The organism is Aquimarina mytili, assembly GCF_016735115.1.
Lineage (GTDB): Bacteria > Bacteroidota > Bacteroidia > Flavobacteriales > Flavobacteriaceae > Aquimarina > Aquimarina mytili.
In genome coordinates this window covers 53,821-74,599 of the sequence record NZ_JAERQJ010000003.1, presented here as the reverse complement: position 1 = coordinate 74,599, position 20,779 = coordinate 53,821, and the positions used below count along the sequence as shown (strand labels likewise).

The 20,779-nt window shown below is 34.1% G+C and carries 22 protein-coding genes; 10 read left to right on the top strand and 12 right to left on the bottom strand.

Annotated elements, in window-relative coordinates; genetic code table 11:
• From JJQ60_RS07670 to nqrF, 5 genes are read left to right on the top strand one after another with little or no spacing between them, the layout of a single operon-like run.
• Nucleotides 1-1,206: an NADH:ubiquinone reductase (Na(+)-transporting) subunit B gene (locus JJQ60_RS07670; protein ID WP_201918357.1), complete on the top strand. Its 1,206-nt coding sequence runs from the start codon at nucleotides 1-3 to the stop codon at nucleotides 1,204-1,206.
• A gap of 2 nt (nucleotides 1,207-1,208) precedes the next feature.
• Nucleotides 1,209-1,967 (top strand): Na(+)-translocating NADH-quinone reductase subunit C, encoded by a 759-nt coding sequence (locus JJQ60_RS07665; protein ID WP_201918356.1) that lies wholly within the window; start codon nucleotides 1,209-1,211, stop codon nucleotides 1,965-1,967.
• A 3-nt stretch (nucleotides 1,968-1,970) separates the two neighbouring features.
• The gene (locus JJQ60_RS07660) at nucleotides 1,971-2,663 is read left to right on the top strand and encodes an NADH:ubiquinone reductase (Na(+)-transporting) subunit D (RefSeq protein WP_201918354.1); all 693 of its coding nucleotides are present in this window, start codon (nucleotides 1,971-1,973) and stop codon (nucleotides 2,661-2,663) included.
• 11 nt (nucleotides 2,664-2,674) lie between these two features.
• The gene (gene nqrE, locus JJQ60_RS07655) at nucleotides 2,675-3,394 is read left to right on the top strand and encodes an NADH:ubiquinone reductase (Na(+)-transporting) subunit E (RefSeq protein ID WP_201918352.1); all 720 of its coding nucleotides are present in this window, start codon (nucleotides 2,675-2,677) and stop codon (nucleotides 3,392-3,394) included.
• A 1-nt stretch (nucleotide 3,395) separates the two neighbouring features.
• Nucleotides 3,396-4,706, top strand: a complete 1,311-nt coding sequence (gene nqrF / locus JJQ60_RS07650) for an NADH:ubiquinone reductase (Na(+)-transporting) subunit F (RefSeq protein WP_201918350.1) — start codon at nucleotides 3,396-3,398, stop codon at nucleotides 4,704-4,706.
• Between the two features lie 73 nt (nucleotides 4,707-4,779).
• On the opposite strand, the gene JJQ60_RS07645 is transcribed toward nqrF, so the two are convergent.
• A complete protein-coding gene (locus JJQ60_RS07645; protein WP_201918348.1) occupies nucleotides 4,780-5,385 on the bottom strand; it encodes an outer membrane beta-barrel protein in 606 nt (201 codons plus the stop codon).
• A 145-nt stretch (nucleotides 5,386-5,530) separates the two neighbouring features.
• On the opposite strand from JJQ60_RS07645, the gene JJQ60_RS07640 reads away from it, so the two are divergent.
• The 3 genes from JJQ60_RS07640 to JJQ60_RS07630 all read left to right on the top strand — a co-directional run bounded on the left by JJQ60_RS07640 (nucleotide 5,531) and on the right by JJQ60_RS07630 (nucleotide 7,902).
• The gene (locus JJQ60_RS07640) at nucleotides 5,531-6,409 is read left to right on the top strand and encodes a DUF4846 domain-containing protein (protein ID WP_201918346.1); all 879 of its coding nucleotides are present in this window, start codon (nucleotides 5,531-5,533) and stop codon (nucleotides 6,407-6,409) included.
• A gap of 114 nt (nucleotides 6,410-6,523) precedes the next feature.
• The gene (locus JJQ60_RS07635) at nucleotides 6,524-6,901 is read left to right on the top strand and encodes a Na(+)-translocating NADH-quinone reductase subunit F (RefSeq protein ID WP_201918344.1); all 378 of its coding nucleotides are present in this window, start codon (nucleotides 6,524-6,526) and stop codon (nucleotides 6,899-6,901) included.
• A 5-nt stretch (nucleotides 6,902-6,906) separates the two neighbouring features.
• A complete protein-coding gene (locus JJQ60_RS07630) occupies nucleotides 6,907-7,902 on the top strand; it encodes an FAD:protein FMN transferase (protein ID WP_201918342.1) in 996 nt (331 codons plus the stop codon).
• Between the two features lie 32 nt (nucleotides 7,903-7,934).
• Here the strand turns inward: JJQ60_RS07630 and JJQ60_RS07625 are convergent, their stop codons facing one another.
• From JJQ60_RS07625 to gpmI, 6 genes are all read right to left on the bottom strand, one after another.
• The gene (locus JJQ60_RS07625) at nucleotides 7,935-8,114 is read right to left on the bottom strand and encodes a bacteriocin (protein WP_201918339.1); all 180 of its coding nucleotides are present in this window, start codon (nucleotides 8,112-8,114) and stop codon (nucleotides 7,935-7,937) included.
• A 111-nt stretch (nucleotides 8,115-8,225) separates the two neighbouring features.
• Nucleotides 8,226-11,504: a CHAT domain-containing protein gene (locus tag JJQ60_RS07620; protein WP_201918337.1), complete on the bottom strand. Its 3,279-nt coding sequence runs from the start codon at nucleotides 11,502-11,504 to the stop codon at nucleotides 8,226-8,228.
• A gap of 97 nt (nucleotides 11,505-11,601) precedes the next feature.
• On the bottom strand, nucleotides 11,602-12,369 hold the full coding sequence (locus tag JJQ60_RS07615; protein WP_201918335.1) for a class I SAM-dependent methyltransferase: 768 nt from the start codon (nucleotides 12,367-12,369) through the stop codon (nucleotides 11,602-11,604).
• Between the two features lie 46 nt (nucleotides 12,370-12,415).
• Nucleotides 12,416-13,234: a type I methionyl aminopeptidase gene (gene map, locus JJQ60_RS07610; protein WP_201918333.1), complete on the bottom strand. Its 819-nt coding sequence runs from the start codon at nucleotides 13,232-13,234 to the stop codon at nucleotides 12,416-12,418.
• Nucleotides 13,235-13,288: 54 nt separating this feature from the next.
• Nucleotides 13,289-13,852: a thioredoxin family protein gene (locus JJQ60_RS07605; protein WP_201918331.1), complete on the bottom strand. Its 564-nt coding sequence runs from the start codon at nucleotides 13,850-13,852 to the stop codon at nucleotides 13,289-13,291.
• Between the two features lie 90 nt (nucleotides 13,853-13,942).
• Complete coding sequence (gene gpmI / locus JJQ60_RS07600; RefSeq protein ID WP_201918329.1) at nucleotides 13,943-15,460, bottom strand: 2,3-bisphosphoglycerate-independent phosphoglycerate mutase; 1,518 nt, start codon at nucleotides 15,458-15,460, stop codon at nucleotides 13,943-13,945.
• A gap of 459 nt (nucleotides 15,461-15,919) precedes the next feature.
• Here gpmI and JJQ60_RS07595 point away from each other — a divergent pair, with 459 nt between their 5' ends.
• Complete coding sequence (locus tag JJQ60_RS07595; protein WP_201918327.1) at nucleotides 15,920-16,303, top strand: ankyrin repeat domain-containing protein; 384 nt, start codon at nucleotides 15,920-15,922, stop codon at nucleotides 16,301-16,303.
• Nucleotides 16,304-16,360: 57 nt separating this feature from the next.
• On the opposite strand, the gene JJQ60_RS07590 is transcribed toward JJQ60_RS07595, so the two are convergent.
• From JJQ60_RS07590 to JJQ60_RS07575, 4 genes are all read right to left on the bottom strand, one after another.
• Nucleotides 16,361-17,125, bottom strand: coding sequence for a M48 family metalloprotease (locus tag JJQ60_RS07590; RefSeq protein ID WP_201918325.1), 765 nt, complete (start codon nucleotides 17,123-17,125; stop codon nucleotides 16,361-16,363).
• A 156-nt stretch (nucleotides 17,126-17,281) separates the two neighbouring features.
• Nucleotides 17,282-17,782, bottom strand: a complete 501-nt coding sequence (locus tag JJQ60_RS07585) for a CAP domain-containing protein (protein WP_201918323.1) — start codon at nucleotides 17,780-17,782, stop codon at nucleotides 17,282-17,284.
• 54 nt (nucleotides 17,783-17,836) lie between these two features.
• Nucleotides 17,837-18,562, bottom strand: a complete 726-nt coding sequence (locus JJQ60_RS07580) for a M15 family metallopeptidase (protein WP_201918321.1) — start codon at nucleotides 18,560-18,562, stop codon at nucleotides 17,837-17,839.
• Nucleotides 18,563-18,581: 19 nt separating this feature from the next.
• The gene (locus JJQ60_RS07575) at nucleotides 18,582-19,130 is read right to left on the bottom strand and encodes a ClpP family protease (protein ID WP_201918320.1); all 549 of its coding nucleotides are present in this window, start codon (nucleotides 19,128-19,130) and stop codon (nucleotides 18,582-18,584) included.
• 147 nt (nucleotides 19,131-19,277) lie between these two features.
• Here JJQ60_RS07575 and JJQ60_RS07570 point away from each other — a divergent pair, with 147 nt between their 5' ends.
• Nucleotides 19,278-19,634, top strand: coding sequence for a GNAT family N-acetyltransferase (locus JJQ60_RS07570; protein WP_317194003.1), 357 nt, complete (start codon nucleotides 19,278-19,280; stop codon nucleotides 19,632-19,634).
• A 6-nt stretch (nucleotides 19,635-19,640) separates the two neighbouring features.
• Here JJQ60_RS07570 and JJQ60_RS07565 read toward each other — a convergent pair whose 3' ends face one another.
• Complete coding sequence (locus JJQ60_RS07565) at nucleotides 19,641-20,750, bottom strand: immunoglobulin domain-containing protein (protein ID WP_201918316.1); 1,110 nt, start codon at nucleotides 20,748-20,750, stop codon at nucleotides 19,641-19,643.
• Nucleotides 20,751-20,779 lie beyond the last annotated feature (29 nt).

The following is a 20,779-nucleotide window of genomic DNA, read 5'->3' as shown; positions in this document are numbered from 1 at the left end:
ATGGGATTAAAAGATAAATTACATAAACTAAAACTAAAATATAAAGGCAAAAAGATGGCTCCTGCATTTAATGCAATCCATACGTTTTTGTATTTACCTAACGAAACTACTCATTCTGGTGCACATGTACGTGGGGCAGATGATTTAAAGCGTACCATGAATACCGTAATCATGGCTTTATTGCCATGTTTGATATTCGGTATGTTTAATGCTGGATACCAATATCATTTGGCATCAGGAACAATAGAAGCTGTGTCTAATGGATTTTTTAGCTCAGAGTTTTGGTCTCTTGATAACTTTATGATTGGATTTTGGGAAATTATACCATTGGTTGTTGTTTCTTATGGAGTTGGTCTTGCAGTAGAATTTGTTTTTGCAGTGATCAAAGGACATGAGGTAGAAGAAGGATATCTGGTTACCGGAATGCTTGTGCCACTTATAGTGCCTGTTGATACTCCATTATGGATGCTAGCTGTAGCTGTAATTTTTGGTGTAGTAATCGGTAAAGAGGTTTTTGGAGGTACAGGAATGAATATTCTTAACCCTGCACTAACGATAAGAGCTTTTTTATTCTTCTCATATCCAGGTTGGATGTCTGGAGATAAAGTTTGGGTGCACTCTGCAGTAGAAAAATCTGGAGTTGATGCGTTGTCAGGAGAAACTGTATTAGGATTCTTAGCTAATTCTAAACCATTTGATTATTCTGTTTCGGATATGTTCTTTGGATTTATCCCGGGATCGGTTGGAGAAACTTCGGCCTTCTTAATTTTATTAGGAGGATTATTCTTGATCTTTACTAAAATTGGAAGTTGGAGAATTATGCTTAGTGCCGTTCTGGGCGCACTAGTAATGGGACTTATATTTAACGGTGTTGTAAATGCAGGTTGGGTCACAGATTCAAGTAAATTCTATGCATTAATGAGCCTTGAATTCTGGAAGCACCTAATCGTAGGAGGTATCGCTTTTGGTATAGTGTATATGGCTACAGATCCTGTAACCGCATCACAAACCAATAAAGGAAAATGGATCTATGGATTCTTAATCGGATTTATTTCAATATTAATTCGTGTATTTAATCCGGCGTATCCAGAAGGAGTATTCTTAGCAATCTTATTAATGAATGTTTTTGCTCCTACTATTGACCATTATGTGGTACAAGGTAATGTGAAGAAAAGAATGAAACGTTTAAAATTAAAAACCGCTTAATCATGGCGATCAATACAGATAAAAATTCGTATACAATCATATTTGCTATTGCAATGGTAGTTGTGGTTGGTTCGTTATTAGCTTTTACAGCTTCTTCATTAAAAGAAAGAATCTCGGCTAATAAGCGTACAGAAAAGCAGCAAAATATTCTTTTTGCAATGGGAATTGCAGATCCAAATGATCCTAATGAGTTTGTTCCTGCAGAACGAGCACAAGAATTGTTTGATAAGTATATTGGCAATGAGGGTCAATATATTGTTACAGGAAGCACTGCCGAAAAAACTACAGATGCTTTTGATATAGAAGTGAAGAAAGAAAACGATAAGGTAAAGCAAGACTCTAATTATGAGAGAAAGATGCCTTTGTTTATCGGTGAAAAAGATGGACAAAAGTACTATGTTGTGCCGATGAGAGGTAACGGGCTTTGGGATGCAATCTGGGGGTATGTATCTCTAGATAAAGATTTTAAAACGATCCAAGGAGCATTTTTTGACCATAAAGGAGAAACACCAGGGCTAGGAGCAAATATTAAAGAAGCTTTCTTTAGAGATGATTTTAAAGGAGAAAACATATTTGATGCTTCGGGATCTTATCAAGGTGTAACGGTAAAGAAAGGTAATGCAGATCCTAAGAATGAAAGAAAAGAAGATAATGCCGTTGATGCAATTGCTGGAGCAACAATCACAGGAGATGGTGTAACTGCAATGGTAAAGAAAGGGATTAGAATGTATTTGCCTTATTTCGAAACTTTAAAAAAATAACAAATGGCTGAAGTAACAGAAGAAAAAGTTAAAGTAAAAGAGCCTAAAGAACCTTTGTTTTCGAAGAAAAACAGAAAACTTTTAGTAGATCCATTAGCGGATAATAACCCAATTACTATTCAGGTATTAGGTATTTGTTCTGCATTAGCGATCACTGCACAATTGAAACCTTCAATTGTAATGGCAATTTCGGTGATTTTTGTATTAGGAGTAGGAAACGTAGTAATCTCTTTAATGAGAAATATTATACCTTCTAAAATTAGAATTATCGTTCAACTGGTTGTTGTAGCAGCTTTAGTAATCATAGTAGACCAAGTATTAAAAGCATTTGCCTATACGCTAAGTAAAGAACTTTCAGTTTTTATTGGTTTAATCATCACCAACTGTATTATCATGGGACGTTTTGAAGCTTTTGCCTTAGGAAATGGTCCATGGAAATCTTTCCTTGATGGAATAGGAAATGCAGCAGGATATGGAGTGTTATTGATTATTGTAGCTTTCTTTAGAGAGTTGTTTGGATCAGGAACACTATTTGGAGCCAAGGTACTAGGTGATCCTATCGAAAAGACAGGGTTATATGCCATAGGATATGAAAATAATGGATTTATGGTATTGGCGCCAATGGCACTGATTACGGTAGGAATCATTATCTGGATTCAGAGAAGTAGAAATAAAGCATTAATCGAAGATCATTAAAATAAAGAATCATGGAATATTTAGAGTTGTTTTTAAAATCGATCTTTATAGATAATATGGTATTCGCATTCTTTTTAGGAATGTGTTCATACCTTGCAGTTTCCAAAAAAGTATCTACTGCGGTAGGTCTTGGAGCAGCGGTAATATTTGTACTGGCTATTACAGTACCACTAAACTTTTTATTAGATAAATATATTCTAAGAGAAGGTGCTTTGGTATGGTTAGGTCCAGAGTATGCAGACTATGATTTAAGTTTCTTAACCTTTATATTATTTATCGCTACGATTGCTACAATGGTACAATTAGTAGAGATTGTTGTTGAGAAATTTTCTCCAGCACTTTATAATTCATTAGGTATCTTTTTACCCTTGATTGCTGTAAACTGTGCAATTCTTGGAGGATCTTTATTTATGCAACAAAAAGAGTTTTCTAATATTTCTCAGGCAGCTGTATATGGTATAGGCTCAGGAATCGGTTGGTTCTTAGCAATTTTGGCTATTGCGGCAATTCGAGAAAAAATTAGATATTCTAACGTTCCAGCTCCATTACGAGGGTTAGGGATCACTTTTATTCTTACTGGATTAATGGCTATTGGTTTTATGAGTTTTGGAGGAATGCTTACCGGTGGTAAAGAAGAAGGTAAAAAAGAGCAAAAGGCTGTTCAGATTGAAAAAGAAGAAGGGACTACAAAAGAAGTAGCCGAAAATACTAACGTTACAATACTTAAATAATATGATATTTTTAGCATCTACAGGTGGAACAATAGCAATTACGATTATTTCGTTTTTGGTACTGATTCTTGTTTTAGTAGGAATCTTATTATTTGCAAAAGATAAACTACTGCCATCAGGACCGGTAAAAATTACCATTAATGGTGAAAAAGAAATCGAAGTAGCTTCTGGAGGCACATTATTATCTACATTAGGAGGTCAAAAAATATTTTTACCTTCTGCTTGTGGTGGAGGTGGAACTTGTATCCAGTGCGAATGCCACGTATTAGAAGGTGGAGGAGAAGCACTACCTACAGAAACTCCACACTTCTCTCGAAAAGAGTTGCAACATGGAGCTCGTTTAGCTTGCCAGGTTAAAGTAAAACAAGATATGAATATCGAAATTCCTGAAGAGGTATTCGGTATCAAAAAATGGGAAGCCGAAGTAGTACGTAACTACAATGTTGCTTCTTTTATTAAAGAATTTGTGGTTCGTATTCCTGAAGATATGGGATATAAGGCAGGAGGATATATCCAAATCGAGATTCCGCAGTGTGAGATCAAGTACTCTGACATTGATATTACTGCACATCCAGAGGAACACGATACTCCAGATAAGTTTCAGGCAGAATGGGATAAGTTTGGTTTATGGCCATTAGTAATGAAAAATGATGAAACTGTAGAGAGAGCTTATTCTATGGCTTCTTACCCTGCAGAAGGAAGAGAGATTATGCTTAATGTGCGTATTGCTACTCCGCCATGGGATAGAGCAAAAAATGGATGGATGGATGTAAACCCTGGGGTAGCATCATCATATATCTTTGCTCAAAAACCAGGAGACAAAGTAGTAATTTCTGGACCTTATGGAGAATTTTTTATTAATGACTCTGAAGCTGAGATGTTATACGTTGGAGGAGGAGCTGGTATGGCACCAATGCGTTCTCACCTGTATCACTTATTCAAAACCCTGAAAACAGGACGTAAAGTAACGTATTGGTATGGTGGGCGTTCAAAGCGTGAATTATTCTATTTAGATCATTTTTATGATTTAGAAAAGAACTTCCCTAACTTCAAATTTTACCTTGCCTTATCTGAACCATTAGAAGAAGATAATTGGAAAGTGAAAAAAGATATTGATGATACCGTAGGAGATGGGTTTGTTGGATTCATACATAATTGTGTAATTGATAATTACTTGAATCATCACGAATCTCCAGAAGATATCGAATTATATTTCTGTGGACCACCATTAATGAATAAAGCTGTTCAGAAAATGGGAGAGGACTTTGGAATCCCAGATGAGAATATCAGATTTGATGATTTTGGAGGATAATTCTTCAAAATAATTATAAAATAAAAGACCGATACAATGTACTTGTATCGGTTTTTTTTGAGCATTTGATGGATTAAAATTTATATAAAATTCCTAGGTGTAAATTTTCTGGACCTATTCTTAATGTGTGATTATCGTAACTACGTGGGTTTTGAAATTGGAAAAAACTACCAGAGTTTACATCAACTTCTGAGTAGCTGTAGTCTAAAATTTCAAATTTCGCAAATAAGGATAGATTTTTTGTAATGAAATAGTTTAAACCTGTTGAGAATGTTGTGCTAAAAGCTTCTGTATTGTCTCTAAAAGAACTAAAACTGCTTTTAGTATTAGAATAATCTACTGCTAGTTCGGTAAATACATTAAATCTTTTTTTAGGTATAAAATAATAGCGACCATTAACACCTACTCCAAATGCATCATAATTGTCAGTATTACTTAATAAGAATTCTGATTGAACTCCCAGAGAAATATTGTCAGATATAAAGTATCCAAAAGATGGTTCTACAAATAATTCATTGTCTGGGTAAAACTGATCACTTATTAAACTGCTATATTTAAAAGCTCCTGAAACATAGAAGTCGCCTTTATTAAAGCCATAATCTTGTTCTTCTTGAGCATACGTGGTAATAGAAAATGTAATTGTGAGCACTAAGAGTGTGTAAGCCGTTTTTAAATTCATAAATTTTATTTTAAGATTTTATTAGTAATTGCTTTAAAAGACTTGTGTTAAAATTATATTGTTTGTTAATGTTTTGTTAAACAAAATGTAAAGGGCTATTTTTCACACATCTTAATTTTTTAATTCGTACAACTATTATAGTCCTATGAAAAAGTATATTGTTTCTATTTGCATTGCTGTGATTCTTCTTTTACTATTAAGAAATATGAGCAGTACAAAACTGGTTGCAAATCATGTAAAGGGAGTTGTGGCAAATGTTATTTATGAACCTGATTTTATAAATGTAAAAGGGGATTCTATTGCTACAAGAGTACTCGTTCCCGAAGGGTATAAAAGAGTTATTTATGACAAAAACTCGTTTGAAAATTATCTTCGATATTATCCATTAAAACCCTATGGGAGTAAAATTATTAATTATGATGATACTGAGTATTTTGCACAAGATTGGCATGAGGCAATTTTAGAGATTTCGGTGCCAAAAAATGGATTACAGCAATGTGCAGATGCTTTAATGCGAATACGATCTGAATATTTATGGCAACAAAACAGAAAGGATGAAATAGGATTTAATTTTACATCAGGTCATTATTGTTCCTGGATTAAATATGCAGAAGGCTATCGACCCAAAATATCTGGTAATAGAGTTACGTTTCATAAAACAGCATCCCCAAACCATTCTAAAAGCAATTTTTATAAATATTTAAACCTGATTTATACGTATGCAGGTACATTATCTATGCATACCGAGCTTGAAAAAGTTGAGGTTGATGATATTAAAATAGGTGATATGTTAGTCAAACCTGGTTCTCCCGGGCACATTGAAATCATTGTTGATGAAATTGTAAATGAACTAGGGGATAAGATGTACCTCTTAGCTCAAGGCAATACTCCTGCGCAGAGTGTTTGTTTACTTAAAAATTTTGAAAACGTTTCAATTTCTCCATGGTATCGTTTTGATAAAAATGAACCTGTGTATACGCCAAGTTATTATTTTGATGAAGCCCGTTTTATACGATTTAAGTAGTTTTATAGATAAATATATGTAGTCTTCCTGCGTAGGAAAGTGTGGGTTCTTAATCCCTTTTTACTATTGATATTTTTCTGAATTATACGTTCAAAATAATATCTTTGCACCGCTATGACTAGGATATTGACAAAACAAGAATTGCACAACCTTGCCATGAATATTGTAGGGGAAGAATTAGAGAAAAAAGGCTTCGAATTTATTGCAATTAATAGTAAGCTGGGAAAACATCCTCAGTTTGTGTGTATAGATAACACCAATCAAAGATATTTTGTTTTGGTAAAGGCCATTTCTTATCCCGATAATCCTCATAATTATGATATGATTTGGATGGAATCGTTTAAAAAACATGCAAGAGAACAAGAAGCCAAAGTGTTTTATGCAGGCGTGGGGCTGCAAAATGCAAAAAATCCAAATAAACCTGTGGTATTGAATGAAGATTATATTTTAGAATACGCTGGATTGCAGGTTGTAGAAACGCATCTTAATTAGGTAATATGTTAAAAAAGCTGATTTTTGGTGTTGTAATTATTTTACTGATTTCTTGTAGAGAAGATTCAAAATTACACCTTAATTTTACAAGCGGAAAAGCTTTTGGTACCACATTTTCTGTTCAGTTTTTGGACCACAAAGAACTTGATTTTTCTAAATCATACGATAGTTTGATCACCGTGATTAATCAATCCATGTCAACATACATAAAGGATTCTGATATATCTAAAATTAATCAAGGAGATACGACCGTGGTTCTTGATGATCATTTTATAAAAGTATTCAAGACCTCGAAGGCAATATATAAAGAAACTGAAGGTGCTTTTGATCCTACCATTGGAGTTTTGGTTAATGCCTGGGATTTTGGTCCAGAAGGAAAAGTAACGTCGTTAGATAGTCTTAAAATTGATAGTTTGTTGCTTTCTGTGGGATTGGATAAAGTATTTCTTAAAGATGGCAAAATTGTAAAAAGAAACCCGAATTCGTTTATTGACTTTAATGCATTAGCTAAAGGATATGCCGTGGATGTATTTGCTGAATTTCTGGAGAGTAAGGGATTCAAAAATTATTTGGTAGAGATTGGTGGTGAAATACGAGGTAAAGGAAGCAATATCCTAAAACAAAAACCTTGGCGAATAGGGATTGAAGATCCTAATTTTGATACTACTCAGTCCTATAATAAAGTAATTTCATTACAAAATGAAGCGATGGCAACTTCTGGAAGTTATCGAAAATATAAAGTTGATGAGCAAGGTAATCGGTATGCACATATTATTGATACAAAAACCGGCTATCCTCATAAATCTAATCTGTTAAGTGTTTCAGTACTTACAAGTACCTGTATGGAAGCCGATGCCTATGCTACCGCATTCATGTCGATGGGATTAGAAAAATCAAAAGAATTTTTAAAAACGCACCCAGAGCTTAAAGTGTTTTTTATTTATGAAAATGAGAACAAGGAGCTGAAAACCCTTGCTGTAAATCAATTTCCGGGCATTTAACGATGCAAATACCCGGATTGAATACTATAATCTTAACAGTGATCTGCTAATGCTTTAGCAAAAGATTGTATTTCGGTATATGTAAATGATGTTTTATGAGTGATAGTGTTATTTAAAGTATTGCAATACTCTTTTCTACTAACACCACCATTTACTTGTTTTAACTCACTAGAATTTAGTTGTTTAAATTGTTTTAAACTTGTCAATTTCATAATTAAATAATTTATATTAATAACTATCTTTAATGTAACAAGTAGTCAAAATGTTACCTTAAAAAAGAATTTTTTAGGGTTTAAAGCGAATCGTTAAGACTTCTCTGGGAACTAGGCAATGTTATTTTTAGGTTTTTTCAATCTAAGCTTATATAAAAATAGACCTGAAACTAGTGCAAGAATGCTTAATCCAATAATCCAATACCATATGGTACTATTTTTAAATTGAATTGGCGAAGGATCTCCAACCAAATAAAACCCACCCCAATATACCGGAGCTGCAAGGTAATTATCTGAGTTTTTTAGGTAGTTAAGTTTAGCTTGTTGTAAGGCTTTACTTTTATTCATCCCTTCTTTGAGGTTTGAATAGAAATACTGCATTAATTTAGGAGTGGTTTCATCATATACTTCCCAACTTGTTAATAATAGGCTTTTGGTTCCTGCATATTGAAAGGCATTTCCTAAACTCATAATACCTTCTCCCTTGGCAATTTTTCCTGAACCTGTGTTGCAAGCACTAAGTACAGTTAATTCAGCAGGAATTTCTAAGGCAAATAATTCATGGCCATACAATATGTTATCTTCTATGGAATCTTTGATTTTTGTAAAATAAAGTTTAGAATTCTCAGGGTGTTTATGATCAACCTCTCCGTGCAAAGCAAGATGTATCATATTGTAACGGGCGGCATTATTTTTAAAATTAGTTTCAATGGCTTGGTCACCATAATAATATTTGCCATCTACAATATTAGCAATGGCATTAATTTCTTTACGCGTTCCAGGGAGGTCTATATTGCTATTTCTTAATGTTGCGAGCGATAAGCTTTGTCCACTAGAGACACTTATAGAATCTGAAAAAGAAAAAGCTACACATTCTTTTAAAAGCTCTGAATTTTGCGTGTAGTCTTTTGGCGGTTTAAATAAAAGGGTAGCCGAGTTGGCATAACTTATGGCATAGTCTTTAAGAAGAAAAGGGAAGCTTTTAATTGATTTTGATAATGTGTTTTGGGAGAGTAATAATTCAAAATTGAGATGCCAAAGGGCTCCATCTGGAACAATAATAAGTTCATCTCCCTTTAATTTAGTTGCAATAGGGGCTAATAGTGTTTCATAAAGAGCATGAGATTTCTTTTGAAAATCCTTCATGTTTTTAGAGATAATAACTTGGTTAAATTGTTCAATTTGTCGAGTTAGATCAGGAGTTTTTAATTTCTTTATGGTAATGTCATTTTTTGAGATGGTAAAAGCGTACGTAATAGTGTCTGAAGTAAAAAACTCAAGTAAGGTAGTGTTTTCTGAAAGCTTCTTTTGAATTCCTGATACCGAAATAACATCGTTTTGATGTTTAAGCTGATAGTATTTAGTGTAGTTGTTTTCTAGTACCGATAATAGGGAGTCTTGCTTCCTATTAATTTCGAAAAGCATATTTTCATATTCTCTAATTTTTATGGTGTCTACTTTGCCGTAAGACCACTCATCAACTATTTGAGATTGAAAAAAAGCACGATTTATTTTTAATTTCTTTTCTAATTCTAGCAATTCTGTGGGAAGTCCGGCAATTTTTTTTGCATTAGAATCGATAAGAAGTTCGTTTAAGGTATTGGCTCTACTTTTTTCAGCACATAGAAGTGCTTGTTTTGAGGTCAAAACATCTTCAGATAGTAAAAGAGTTTGTATAAAATCGGTATATATATCTTTAGAATGCTTTGCAAAAGTTATTTTGTCCTGGTGATTTTGATAAGATTGCCGCATTTTATCAATTAGGGTACCTATGTTTTCATAAGTTGTAACACTTTCGTTAAAATACTCCCGCTTTTGAGTTTTTTTGTATAAAGATTGGAGTGTATTTGCTTTGCAATGAAGTGTCTTTAATAGCCCTTTATGATCTATGTATTTGTTTATGTTAAATGAGCCTTTTGAAACATTAGTGAATTTCCTTTTGGTGTTAATAAGTAATGCTTTGTCTAAATGTTTGAAAGCTTCTTCATATTTTCCTAGTTTACTATAAATTGCTGCAATACTATTATACGAATTAATAGCTTCAATATGTTGTTCGCCATAAGCGTTTTGGATTGCCTTTAAACCTTTTTGAGCATAATACAATGCTTCTGAATACATTTTTTTCTCAAAATAAATCTGTCCAATTCCTATATATGACCATGGGATATCGGGACTGTTTTCTTTTGTAATACTCTGATCTATGACTAAGCTTTTTTCATAATATTCCATAGCGATATCATACTCTTTGCTTCGAGTATGAAGGTTACCGAAATGTTGATATATATTGACCACCTCACTATTATTTTCTCCATTTAAAGTTCTAGTCATTTGCAATGCTTGGTTGTAATATTCTTTTGCTTTCTCAAAATCACCTTTGTTATAGTAACCCAGGCCAATATTGAGATAACCCACTGGTATTTCGTGGTGCTCATTGCCATAAAGTTGAAACTGTACTTCCAAACTTTTTTTATGGTAGTTTAAAGATTTATCGTATTCTCCTTTATCGTCCCATAGTAATCCTAAGTTAGTGTATACTCCGATTATTCCGTAAAGATCACCTTCATTAATAACTATTTCCAAGGCTTTTTCGTAATAATCCAAGGCTTTATCATATTCTTTAAGGGTGTAGTAGATTCCACCTACATTGATATAACCGTATCCTATTTGGAGAGGATTTTCATCAGGATTTTTAAGACCTATAGACAAATCTTTTTTATAGTATTCAAGTGCTTTTCTGTATTTCCCAAGATCATCGTAGATTACACCAATGTTATTATAAGAAGTTCCTGTTTTAGGATGATCAGGACCATAAAACTCTAAATAAATAGTAAGTGCTTTTTCTAAATATTCCAATGATTTTTGAAGCTCATCTTTTTTTAAGTAAAAAACACCCAGATTATTATAAGAATGTCCAATTTCGGGATGATTTTTAGGTAATCTCTGTTGTCTTATCGTTAACGCCTTTTTGTAATTATTAAAAACTTTGTCATATTCTGTAGTATTTTCATAGTAATTCCCAAGGTTATCATAAGCATTGGCTTCTTCGATACTATTTTTGTCTAGGTGAAGAGTAGCTGTTTTTAAGGCGCTTTGGGCATGTAATAGTGCTTTTTTTAAGTCAGAAGTTCTCCAGTAACATGCCGATAGATCACTATGACAATTCGATACCATTTTCCAGTTCTTAGCTTTTCTATAGGCGGGTAAGGCGGTTTTTAGGTATGTAATAGAGGTTTTATACTTACCTACCTCTAATAGAGAATCGGCTATCTTATAATTTTGATACGCAACTAATGTGTCTATTGTTTGTTGTGCCTGTGCTGTTTTACATAGAATCATCAACAAGGCGGTAAAAACCATTTTTGACAACAAAAATTTTGGGGTAGGCTTCATTTTCATCGTATGCGTTGAGAAAGTTAGTTAGTGTTCTTACCAGTAAAGGTATTAAAAAGAAGAATATTAATTGTTTAGGGTGTTATAATAAGCGTAATTAAAGCTTATAACAAACCGGTAAGATTTCTCCAGGTGCAAGGCAGTATTTAACGACTTCTTCTTTTGTAATCGTATCAGTATAATCTATTTCTTCTACTCTAAAACCTATTGATCTTAGTTTTTCGAAATAATCTCTACCATACACTCTAACATGGTCATATTGCCCAAATATTTTGGCTCGCTCGACTGGATCGGTAATAGAGTCATCTTCAAAAGTAGTTTCTCGATTGAGATCTTGTGGGATTTGTAAAATCGCCATTCCTCCTGGTTTTAAGACTCTAAATAGCTCTTGCATAGCTTTAGTATCGTCTGGGATATGCTCTAACACATGATTGCAAAAAATAATATCATATTGATTATCCTTAAAGGAAAGATTACAGATATCTGCTTTTACATCTGCCAAAGGTGAATTAAGATCAGTAGTCGTATAATCGAGGTGTTTTAGCTTTCTAAATCGTTTATAAAAGGCTTGTTCTGGAGCAAAATGTAATACCTTTGAAGGTGTGGTGAAAAAATTAGTCTCGTTTTTTAAATATAACCAGAGTAGTCTATGTCGTTCTAATGACAGGGTAGAAGGAGAGAGTACATTATCTCTTTGTTTACCATATCCATAAGGTAAAAATTTAGAAAAACTTTTTCCATCTATTGGATCTGTATAGGTTTTTCCTCTAAGCAATAAAGAAATAACCGGTCGTATCACATAACTCAACCGAATTAGTAGTGGCCTGGGGATGGTGTTAAGAATAAATTTGAAAAGCTTTTTCATAATTTTGAAGGTACACAAAGAATAACTTTGAGTACAACATAATGCGCTAAACCGTCAATACTTCTTGTCTAAAAGCATCTTCTTCATCAGATTCGATGCCAAGAGCCTGATAGATATATTTGAAGGTAGAAAGAATCTCTGGTTTACCATCTATAATGGCTACATCATGCTCAAAATGTGCACTGGGTTTACCATCTGCCGTAAGAATAGTCCATCCGTCGCGTAATTGTTTGATACGATGTGTGCCCATATTAGTCATAGGTTCTATTGCAACGACCATACCTTCAACAAGTTTTTTTCCTCTTCCTCTACGACCATAATTTGGCATTTCAGGATCTTCATGCATTTTTCGACCTATACCATGGCCTACTAACTCTCTAACAACACCATAGCCTGCTTCTTCGGTAAATTTTTGGATTGCATACCCCACATCACCAACGCGATTTCCTACTTTTAATGCTGCAATACCGACATATAACGATTCTTTAGTAACCTGAAGTAATCGTTCTACCTCTGGAGATACCTCACCAACAGGAAATGTATAGGCATGATCTCCATAAAAATCATTTTTAATCGCCCCGCAATCTATAGATATGATATCGCCTTCTTCTAAAGGAGTATTATTTGGGATACCATGAACAACTTGAGCATTGGGACTCATGCAAAGTGTATTTGGAAAATCATACAACCCTAAAAAACCTGGTATTGCATCGTGATCTCTGATAAATTCTTCTGCTAATTTATCCAAGTGTAGGGTAGTTACTCCTGGTTTTACTTCAGATGCAAGCATTCCTAAAGTTTTGGATACCACCAGGGCACTTTCGCGCATTAATTCTATTTCTTCACGTGTCTTAACAATGATCATAATATCCTAAATTATAAGGTTGGCAAATTTACAAAGAATATTAGGATATATAATTTAATCCTCATACGAATGTTTATACGGTTTTCCCGATACAATCGCCAATATATCTTTTTCTAGTGTTTCTCGTGCAAATTCTACATATCTTCCAATCTCTTTTCCTTCTTTGTAAAAGATAAAAGTAGGAACGCGCATAACGTCTAAACCTTTTTCAAAACCTTCTGGAGTGTTTTTATCTCTAGTAACTGTAATCAATTCAAAATTTCGATAATCATATTTCGCAGTATCCAGAATTTTATAAAAAGTTGGAGTTTCTCTTTTGCTATCACTACACCAAGTACCCATAAAAGCTTTGATAGATATATCCTCAAGGTACATAGAAATGTTCTCTACTGTTTCTGTATCTATAACGTAGTCGTTATAATTTTTATTGAACCAGATTGCAAAGGGTTCCTGTTTCAGGGCTTTTCTATCTTGTTTTCCTACCAAAATATCAGGATTTGATTGCCTTGGTATAATACTATCCTCATCCTGAGTAGTCCCTCCATTATTTACTGAAGAAGAGGTACTCATACATGCATTTAGGAGTAAAGAAATAAAAATTAAAAACACTTTTTTCATTAGCATACTATTGCTTTTTGTACGAAAATAATATAAAGACTATTTTGAGTATTAAACTTTAGAGGTATTTAACAAAATTTGTCTTTGAGCCTATTTAACTAAGGATTTTTGAGTCATTGCATCTGGTTTTTCTACCCCCATTAGTTCAAGTATTGTTGGTGCGATATCACCTAAAACACCATCATTAATATTGATTTGATCGTTATCAATAATAATAAAAGGAACAGGATTAGTAGTATGCGCAGTATGTGGTGTACCATCTGGATTGATCATGGTTTCACAATTACCATGATCGGCTATTAATAAGGTGGTATAGCCGTTTTCAAGCCCGGTACTTACGATGTCATTTACACAAATATCTACAGCCTCACACGCTTTGATGGCAGCCTCCATTACGCCGGTATGACCTACCATATCTCCATTGGCAAAGTTAAGGCATACAAAATCTACCTCTACATTTTGTAATTCTGGAACAAGAGCATCTCTTAATTCATAAGCGCTCATTTCAGGTTTTAAGTCATAGGTCGCAACCTTTGGAGAATTTCGTAGGATCCTGGTTTCACCTTTAAAAGGTTCTTCTTGTCCGCCAGAAAAGAAAAAGGTAACATGAGGATATTTTTCGGTTTCGGCAATACGAATTTGCTTTTTACCAGCTTTAGAAAGTACCTCTCCCAACGTTTCGGTAATATTTTCTTTATCATAAACTACTTTGATGCCCGCAAAAGTATCATCATAATTGGTCAAGGTAACATAATATAAAGGTAGTTTATGCGTATTGTATTCGTGCATATCTTTTTGTGAAAGCATTTCTGTAAGCTCTCTACCACGATCCGTTCTAAAGTTAAAGAAAATGACAACGTCATCATCTTGTATGGTAGCTACAGGCGCTCCATTTTCTTGGATAACCACTGGTTTAATAAACTCATCAGTTATATCATTATCATAGCTTTTTTGAATACTTTCTTGGGCGTTATCACTAATCTCACCCATACCATTAACAACTAGATCATATGCTAGTTTTACCCGCTCCCATCTTTTGTCTCGATCCATGGCATAATACCTTCCTATAACCGAAGCTATTTTTCCGGTAGTTTTGGACATATGGTTTTGTATGTTTTGTATGTGATCTTTACCAGATTTTGGATCTACATCTCGACCATCGGTAAACGCATGAAGGAATACATTTTTGAGCCCTTCAGAATTGGCGGCATCAAGTAATCCTTTAATATGATTAATATGAGAATGTACACCACCATCGCTAACCAATCCAAGTAGATGAATATTTTTATTGTTTGTTTTAGCATATTGAAAAGCTTCAACAAGTGCTGGTTCATCTTTTAGTGTGTTATTTTCAACCGCGAGATTGATCTTGGCCAAATCTTGATAGACAATTCGACCAGCACCAAGATTCATGTGTCCTACCTCACTGTTTCCCATTTGTCCGTCGGGTAATCCAACATGTAGACCATCTGTACGTAAAGATGCATTAGGGTACTTAGTATATAAACTATCGACAAAAGGTGTTTTTGCATGATCTATTGCAGACACTTTTGGATCTGGAGATGTACCCCATCCATCTAGAATCATCAAGATTACTTTCTTATTCATAATATGCTCTTAATTTGAAGTTTTGGTTGGTTAGTATTAAGTAAAAAAATCTCAAAGTGAGATAAGAGGCAAAGTTACAACTTCAAGAATAAGCACACAAAAAAGAGAGGTTATTCCTTTATGGTTTAAACTTTTCTTTAGGGTTATGGGTGCCTTGGTTTTTATGAAACTATTAACGAATGTGTGTAGAGAAGATTAATATTAGGTTATACTTAGTGTTTTAGCAAGTTTTTTTGAGAATAATATAATTTATTTACGAAGTAAAATTTGATACCAATAAAGAAGAGTAACGAGTATTGATTTGAAATACAATGGTATAGAGTGGTATTACTATTAAGATATTTTGTTATATAAAGGTTAAAATTCTGTTATTTGATTCTTTTAGTGTAACAAAATGCATGTTTCAAGGGTCTTATTTAATATGAACTAATAATTAATTAATTTTTAAATTCATTCATCATGAAAAAAACTTTGTTATTTACCCTAGCGATTATGCTTATTTCATCAGTAAGTTTTGCTACAGAAATCAGTACTACAGATTATAATCAGTATAGTTATGATCTAATTACAGCACAAACTAGTCCATTTTGTATGGCTATTGTAAAGGGTGACACCGAAACTGTCAAAAAACTAATCGAATTAGGTAGTGATGTTAACAAGAAATCTAATGGGATGACTCCGTTAATGTTTGCGGCACGATACAATCGTGTAGATATTATTAAACTTCTTGTAGAAAAAGGAGCTAATATCAAAACCAAGAATAGTAAAGGATATAATGCAATGAAATTTGCAAAATTATCTAATGCTAAAGAAGCTATAGCTCTTCTTGAGGAACTATCATAGTATTTCTTGAATTGAAGCTTAAATTTTAAACCTGATTGTTTTAACAATCAGGTTTTTTTATTGACTATATTCTCGAATGGCTTCTTTAATCTTTTCTATACGATTTTCGGGATCCGGATGTGTACTTTGAAATTCTGGAGTACGATTAGGTCCTGCAGCGGCCTTTAAAATCTTCATCACGCCGATCATTTCGGTCGGGTTATAGCCAGAATTAATCATAAAAAGTACTCCCAGTTTATCGCTTTCCAGCTCATCATCACGACCATTACCCAAAAGTACATTTTGACCAATGCTATTTACAATTCCTCCGGCATCTGCACCTACAGATGCTCCAGTAGATATAGTTTTCCAAAAATCATGTTCGGCAATTCGTTCTGCCGAATGTCTACCCAATACATGGCCTATTTCATGTCCTAATACTCCCGCAACCTGATCTTCATTTTCTAATTTAGATAAAAGAGCATAGGTGATAAATATTTGCCCACCTGGCAGTGCAAAAGCATTAATTGTATTAGGGTCTGCCAGTAAATGAAAATCATATTTATAGGGGGTTTCTTTAGCCATACTAGAGTTAACCAGCTTATTTCCTACCATATCTATATAACTTTGTAATTTTTGATCAGGATATAATCCACCATGTTGTTGAGCCATTTCTGGTGCACTTTGTAATCCGATAGCAATTTCTTGATCGCTTGTCATATTAATGTTTTGGACTCTTTGAGTATATGGGTTCAGGGTTTTATTATTGCATTTTTTAAAAAATGCAAAAGCCACTATTGCCAAACCAATTAAGACCCGAATTTTTAAGCCACCACGTCTCATGAAAATATAATTATGATTAGTATTTAAAGTTAAGAAATAAAAAAGTTGCTTACTAATAAAATGTTTAAAACACTTTTTAGTAAGCAACTACTAGAGGTGTCGTTCACAATTATTGAACGAAATTAGTGCTAACTAGCATAGTTGAGTTTGCATAGTTTAGCGATAAAAAATTTGTGTATAGTAATAGCTTCCATTTTGATCTTTTATGGCAGCAATACCTATATGTGTATAATCACCTTCAATATTTTCTCTATGGCCATCACTATTAAGCCAGGCTGTCATCACAGATTGCGCTGAAGTTTGTCCTGCGGCAACATTTTCTCCAAATCTTGTTGCATTTTCATTTTCCCGTAATGTTGCAAATTTTGTATCACGATTATCATGACTAATTCGACCCTGGCCAATCATATATCGTGAATGTTCTGCCGCTAATATATCTGCTGTAGTGCTTTTTTCTAGGGCAGCTAAACCATTGCTCAATCGATGTGCATTTACTAACGTAAATATTTCATCAGTAATAGAAACCTCACTTGGGGTGTCAACAGGTGGATTAGTGCTTCCTTGTGGGATGAAGGGTGCATCATCATCATTTGAACAAGAAAATGTAATACATAGTAAAGCGAAAGCGCATAAATAGCGTAATAAAGTAGTTTTCATGATTATGGGGTTTTCGATAATATAACTAAAAAAGTATGATTTTAGTATGCAAATTTACAATAATTCTGGATTAATATCAGATATGTTCTCTATACTGTATTTTTGAATAAAATCATCAGTAAAAAAACTGCTGCCGAGTAGTTTAGCTTTTTTAAGTTCTTCGATAATAGAGAGTTTTTGATATGCTTTAAGCATGGGGATAGAGAGTGGGGCATAGGAGTAATGCCAGGGTTCGTATTTAAAACCTTTCCTATCTTTTTTGTCTGTATATACTAAATAAAATCCAAAAGAATTTGCATGTTTGTCCATCCATTCTTTGAATTTACAGAATGGTCCGTCGCTTTCAAAGTTTTCTGCAAGAAGCAGACCTTTAGGCTGCCGAGCATTACCATCTACAATATCAATATCGGTACCCCAATGATGCCTGGAAGTGCCAGGGATGGTCGAATATTCAATAATCTTTTTTATGGCATCGATAGGAGATAGACCATCTGCAGTAAATCTTTTGTATTTACGTTCCCAAATTCGGTTTTGGTGAGCATAATTTCTATAACTGGAGACAACTTTTATTTTAAATCCACTTTTTGAAGCTTCAGCTTTCATTTTTAAAAAGGCTTCGTAAGCTTCTTTTCTGAGTTTGAACCCCTCACCATAAAGCGAGGGATTTCCTTTACCCATTAAATCGTCTTTTGAGAATTCAGACTGAAATATAGAAAATGATGCTAATGAAAGTCCTAGGGCTCCCAATGCACTAATTTCCATAAAATCTCGTCGCAACATCAAAACTTGATTATCTATATTATTCTAAGATTCCGTCAACAATACCATACGTTAGAGATTCATCGGCATCCATCCAATAATCACGATTAAAATCCTTTAAAACTTTCTCCATGTCCTGTCCGCAATTGTCCGCAAGTATTTGTGCACTTAATTCTTTGGTTTTGAGAATTTCTGCTGCCTGAATCTCTATATTAGAAGCCTGTCCTCTTGCGCCACCACTTGGTTGGTGTATCATTACTTTGGCATGAGGTTGTATAAATCTACGTCCTTTTTCACCAACACTTAGAAGAATTGATCCCATAGAAGCGGCTAACCCAGTACAGATTGTGGATACCGGGCTTTTTAGACTTTTTATAGTATCATACATAGCAAATCCTGAAGTAACATACCCTCCCGGACTATTAATATATAATTTGATTTCCTCATTGCTTATCATATCTAAATACATAAGTCTATCAATAACATGTTTGGCAGATTTGTCATCAACCTGTCCCCATAGAAATACGCTACGTTCTTCTAGAAATTTTTTATCGATAAGATCTTGTGTTTTTCCTGTTTTTTCTTTCATTCTTATGATTTTATATATTTTAAGAATTCTTTACATCTTTGAGATAAATGTATAATTATTTTTGCAGAAAAACATCATATGAATTTAGCATTTCACAAAATTTTAAAACAGGACTTTCATAAATCTCTTCCCTTGATTCAAAAATTAATGAATAATCAATTTGAAGATGAAATTTTAATGGAACGTTTTACAGAAATGTTTGATCAGAATTATGAATGTTGGGGGGTGTATCAAGATGATAAACAAATTGGAATATTTGGTTTATGGTTTATGACCCGACATTATGCAGGTCGTTCTTGTGAACCTGATCATGTTTATATTGATGATACGTACCGAGGAAAGGGGATAGGTAAAAAGGTGTTTGCATGGATCTATGAGTATGCCCAGAGTAAAGGTTGCGAAACTTCAGAATTGAATAGCTATGTGTCTAATTATCCCTCTCATAAGTTTTATCTAAATGAAAACTATGAAATATGGGGATATCACTTTGTAAAGAAATTTTAATGCTAACTAATTTGCTTTTACCCGAAACGTAATTCTGCTATTAGTGATAATTGTACAGGTTTTAATAGTTAATACAATTTCGGTTCTAGTGCTACTTACACAACCGGCTGCTATATTTCTTGCTTCGGCAAAATAACTACCTGATGCTGTTGGAGTATAACTTACATTATTACTTAGTAAAAGAGTTCCTCCAGTTGCTGCATCGTACCAATCTACGGTTTCACCAGCATTAACCGAAACAGTTAATGTGGGTATAGTGGCTCCGGTGCAGGCTATCATATTGCCATTGCTTACAGGTGCATTTGGAGAATCGCTAACAACAACATCTGTAGAGCCAGTGTTGGTGATGGAGCCATCTGATGAAGTAACAGTAACGGTATATGTGTAACTACCCGCTGTAAGACCAGTTTCTGTTGGGTTTTCTAAGATAGAGCTAAACGTATAACTCCCAGGACCGGTACCTGTCCAGCTAAATGTTGCCGTAGAACTCCCGGTACCCGATACATTTGCAAAAAGTGTAAGAGTTTCACTTGTACAAATAGAGCTATTTGAACTTGGTGTAACGCTAAGACTTCCACCACCATTATTTAGGTCTGTAAATGAAAAATCTGCCCCAGCGCCACCATTACAAGTCGCATATATAGTTGATCCTATTACTAGACGTTTAGAAGCGCTACAAGGTCTTGTTGTATCTAAACTACCCCCCGGTTCAATAACAAAAGCCGCTCCTGCGGGGAGAAATAAACTCACGTTGGCCGTCCATGAAGCAAAACCACCATTAGCAATAGTAATTCGCGATGTGTCTAAATTGGAAGTTCCACTAACCAATAGTGTATCGGTTGCACCTGTACCGTCACCTACAGTGAGTGAATTAAAACTATTAGGAATAAAAGATGATACCGTAATAGAATCTCCACCTTCAATAGACACATCATTAGTGCCGGCTATTTCTCCAGGATAAGTTGTGGCGGCTACCCACGCGGTACCATTATATACTTCCCATATAGATACATTGGTCCAGTTACCGGATCCAACGGACCTATAATCGTTGACGGATTGTGCAAAAGTGAAAGAAATTATAAAACAAAATGCTATGATTATATAGGTTTTAAGCATAGGTTTATTTTTAATGGATATAGCCTATT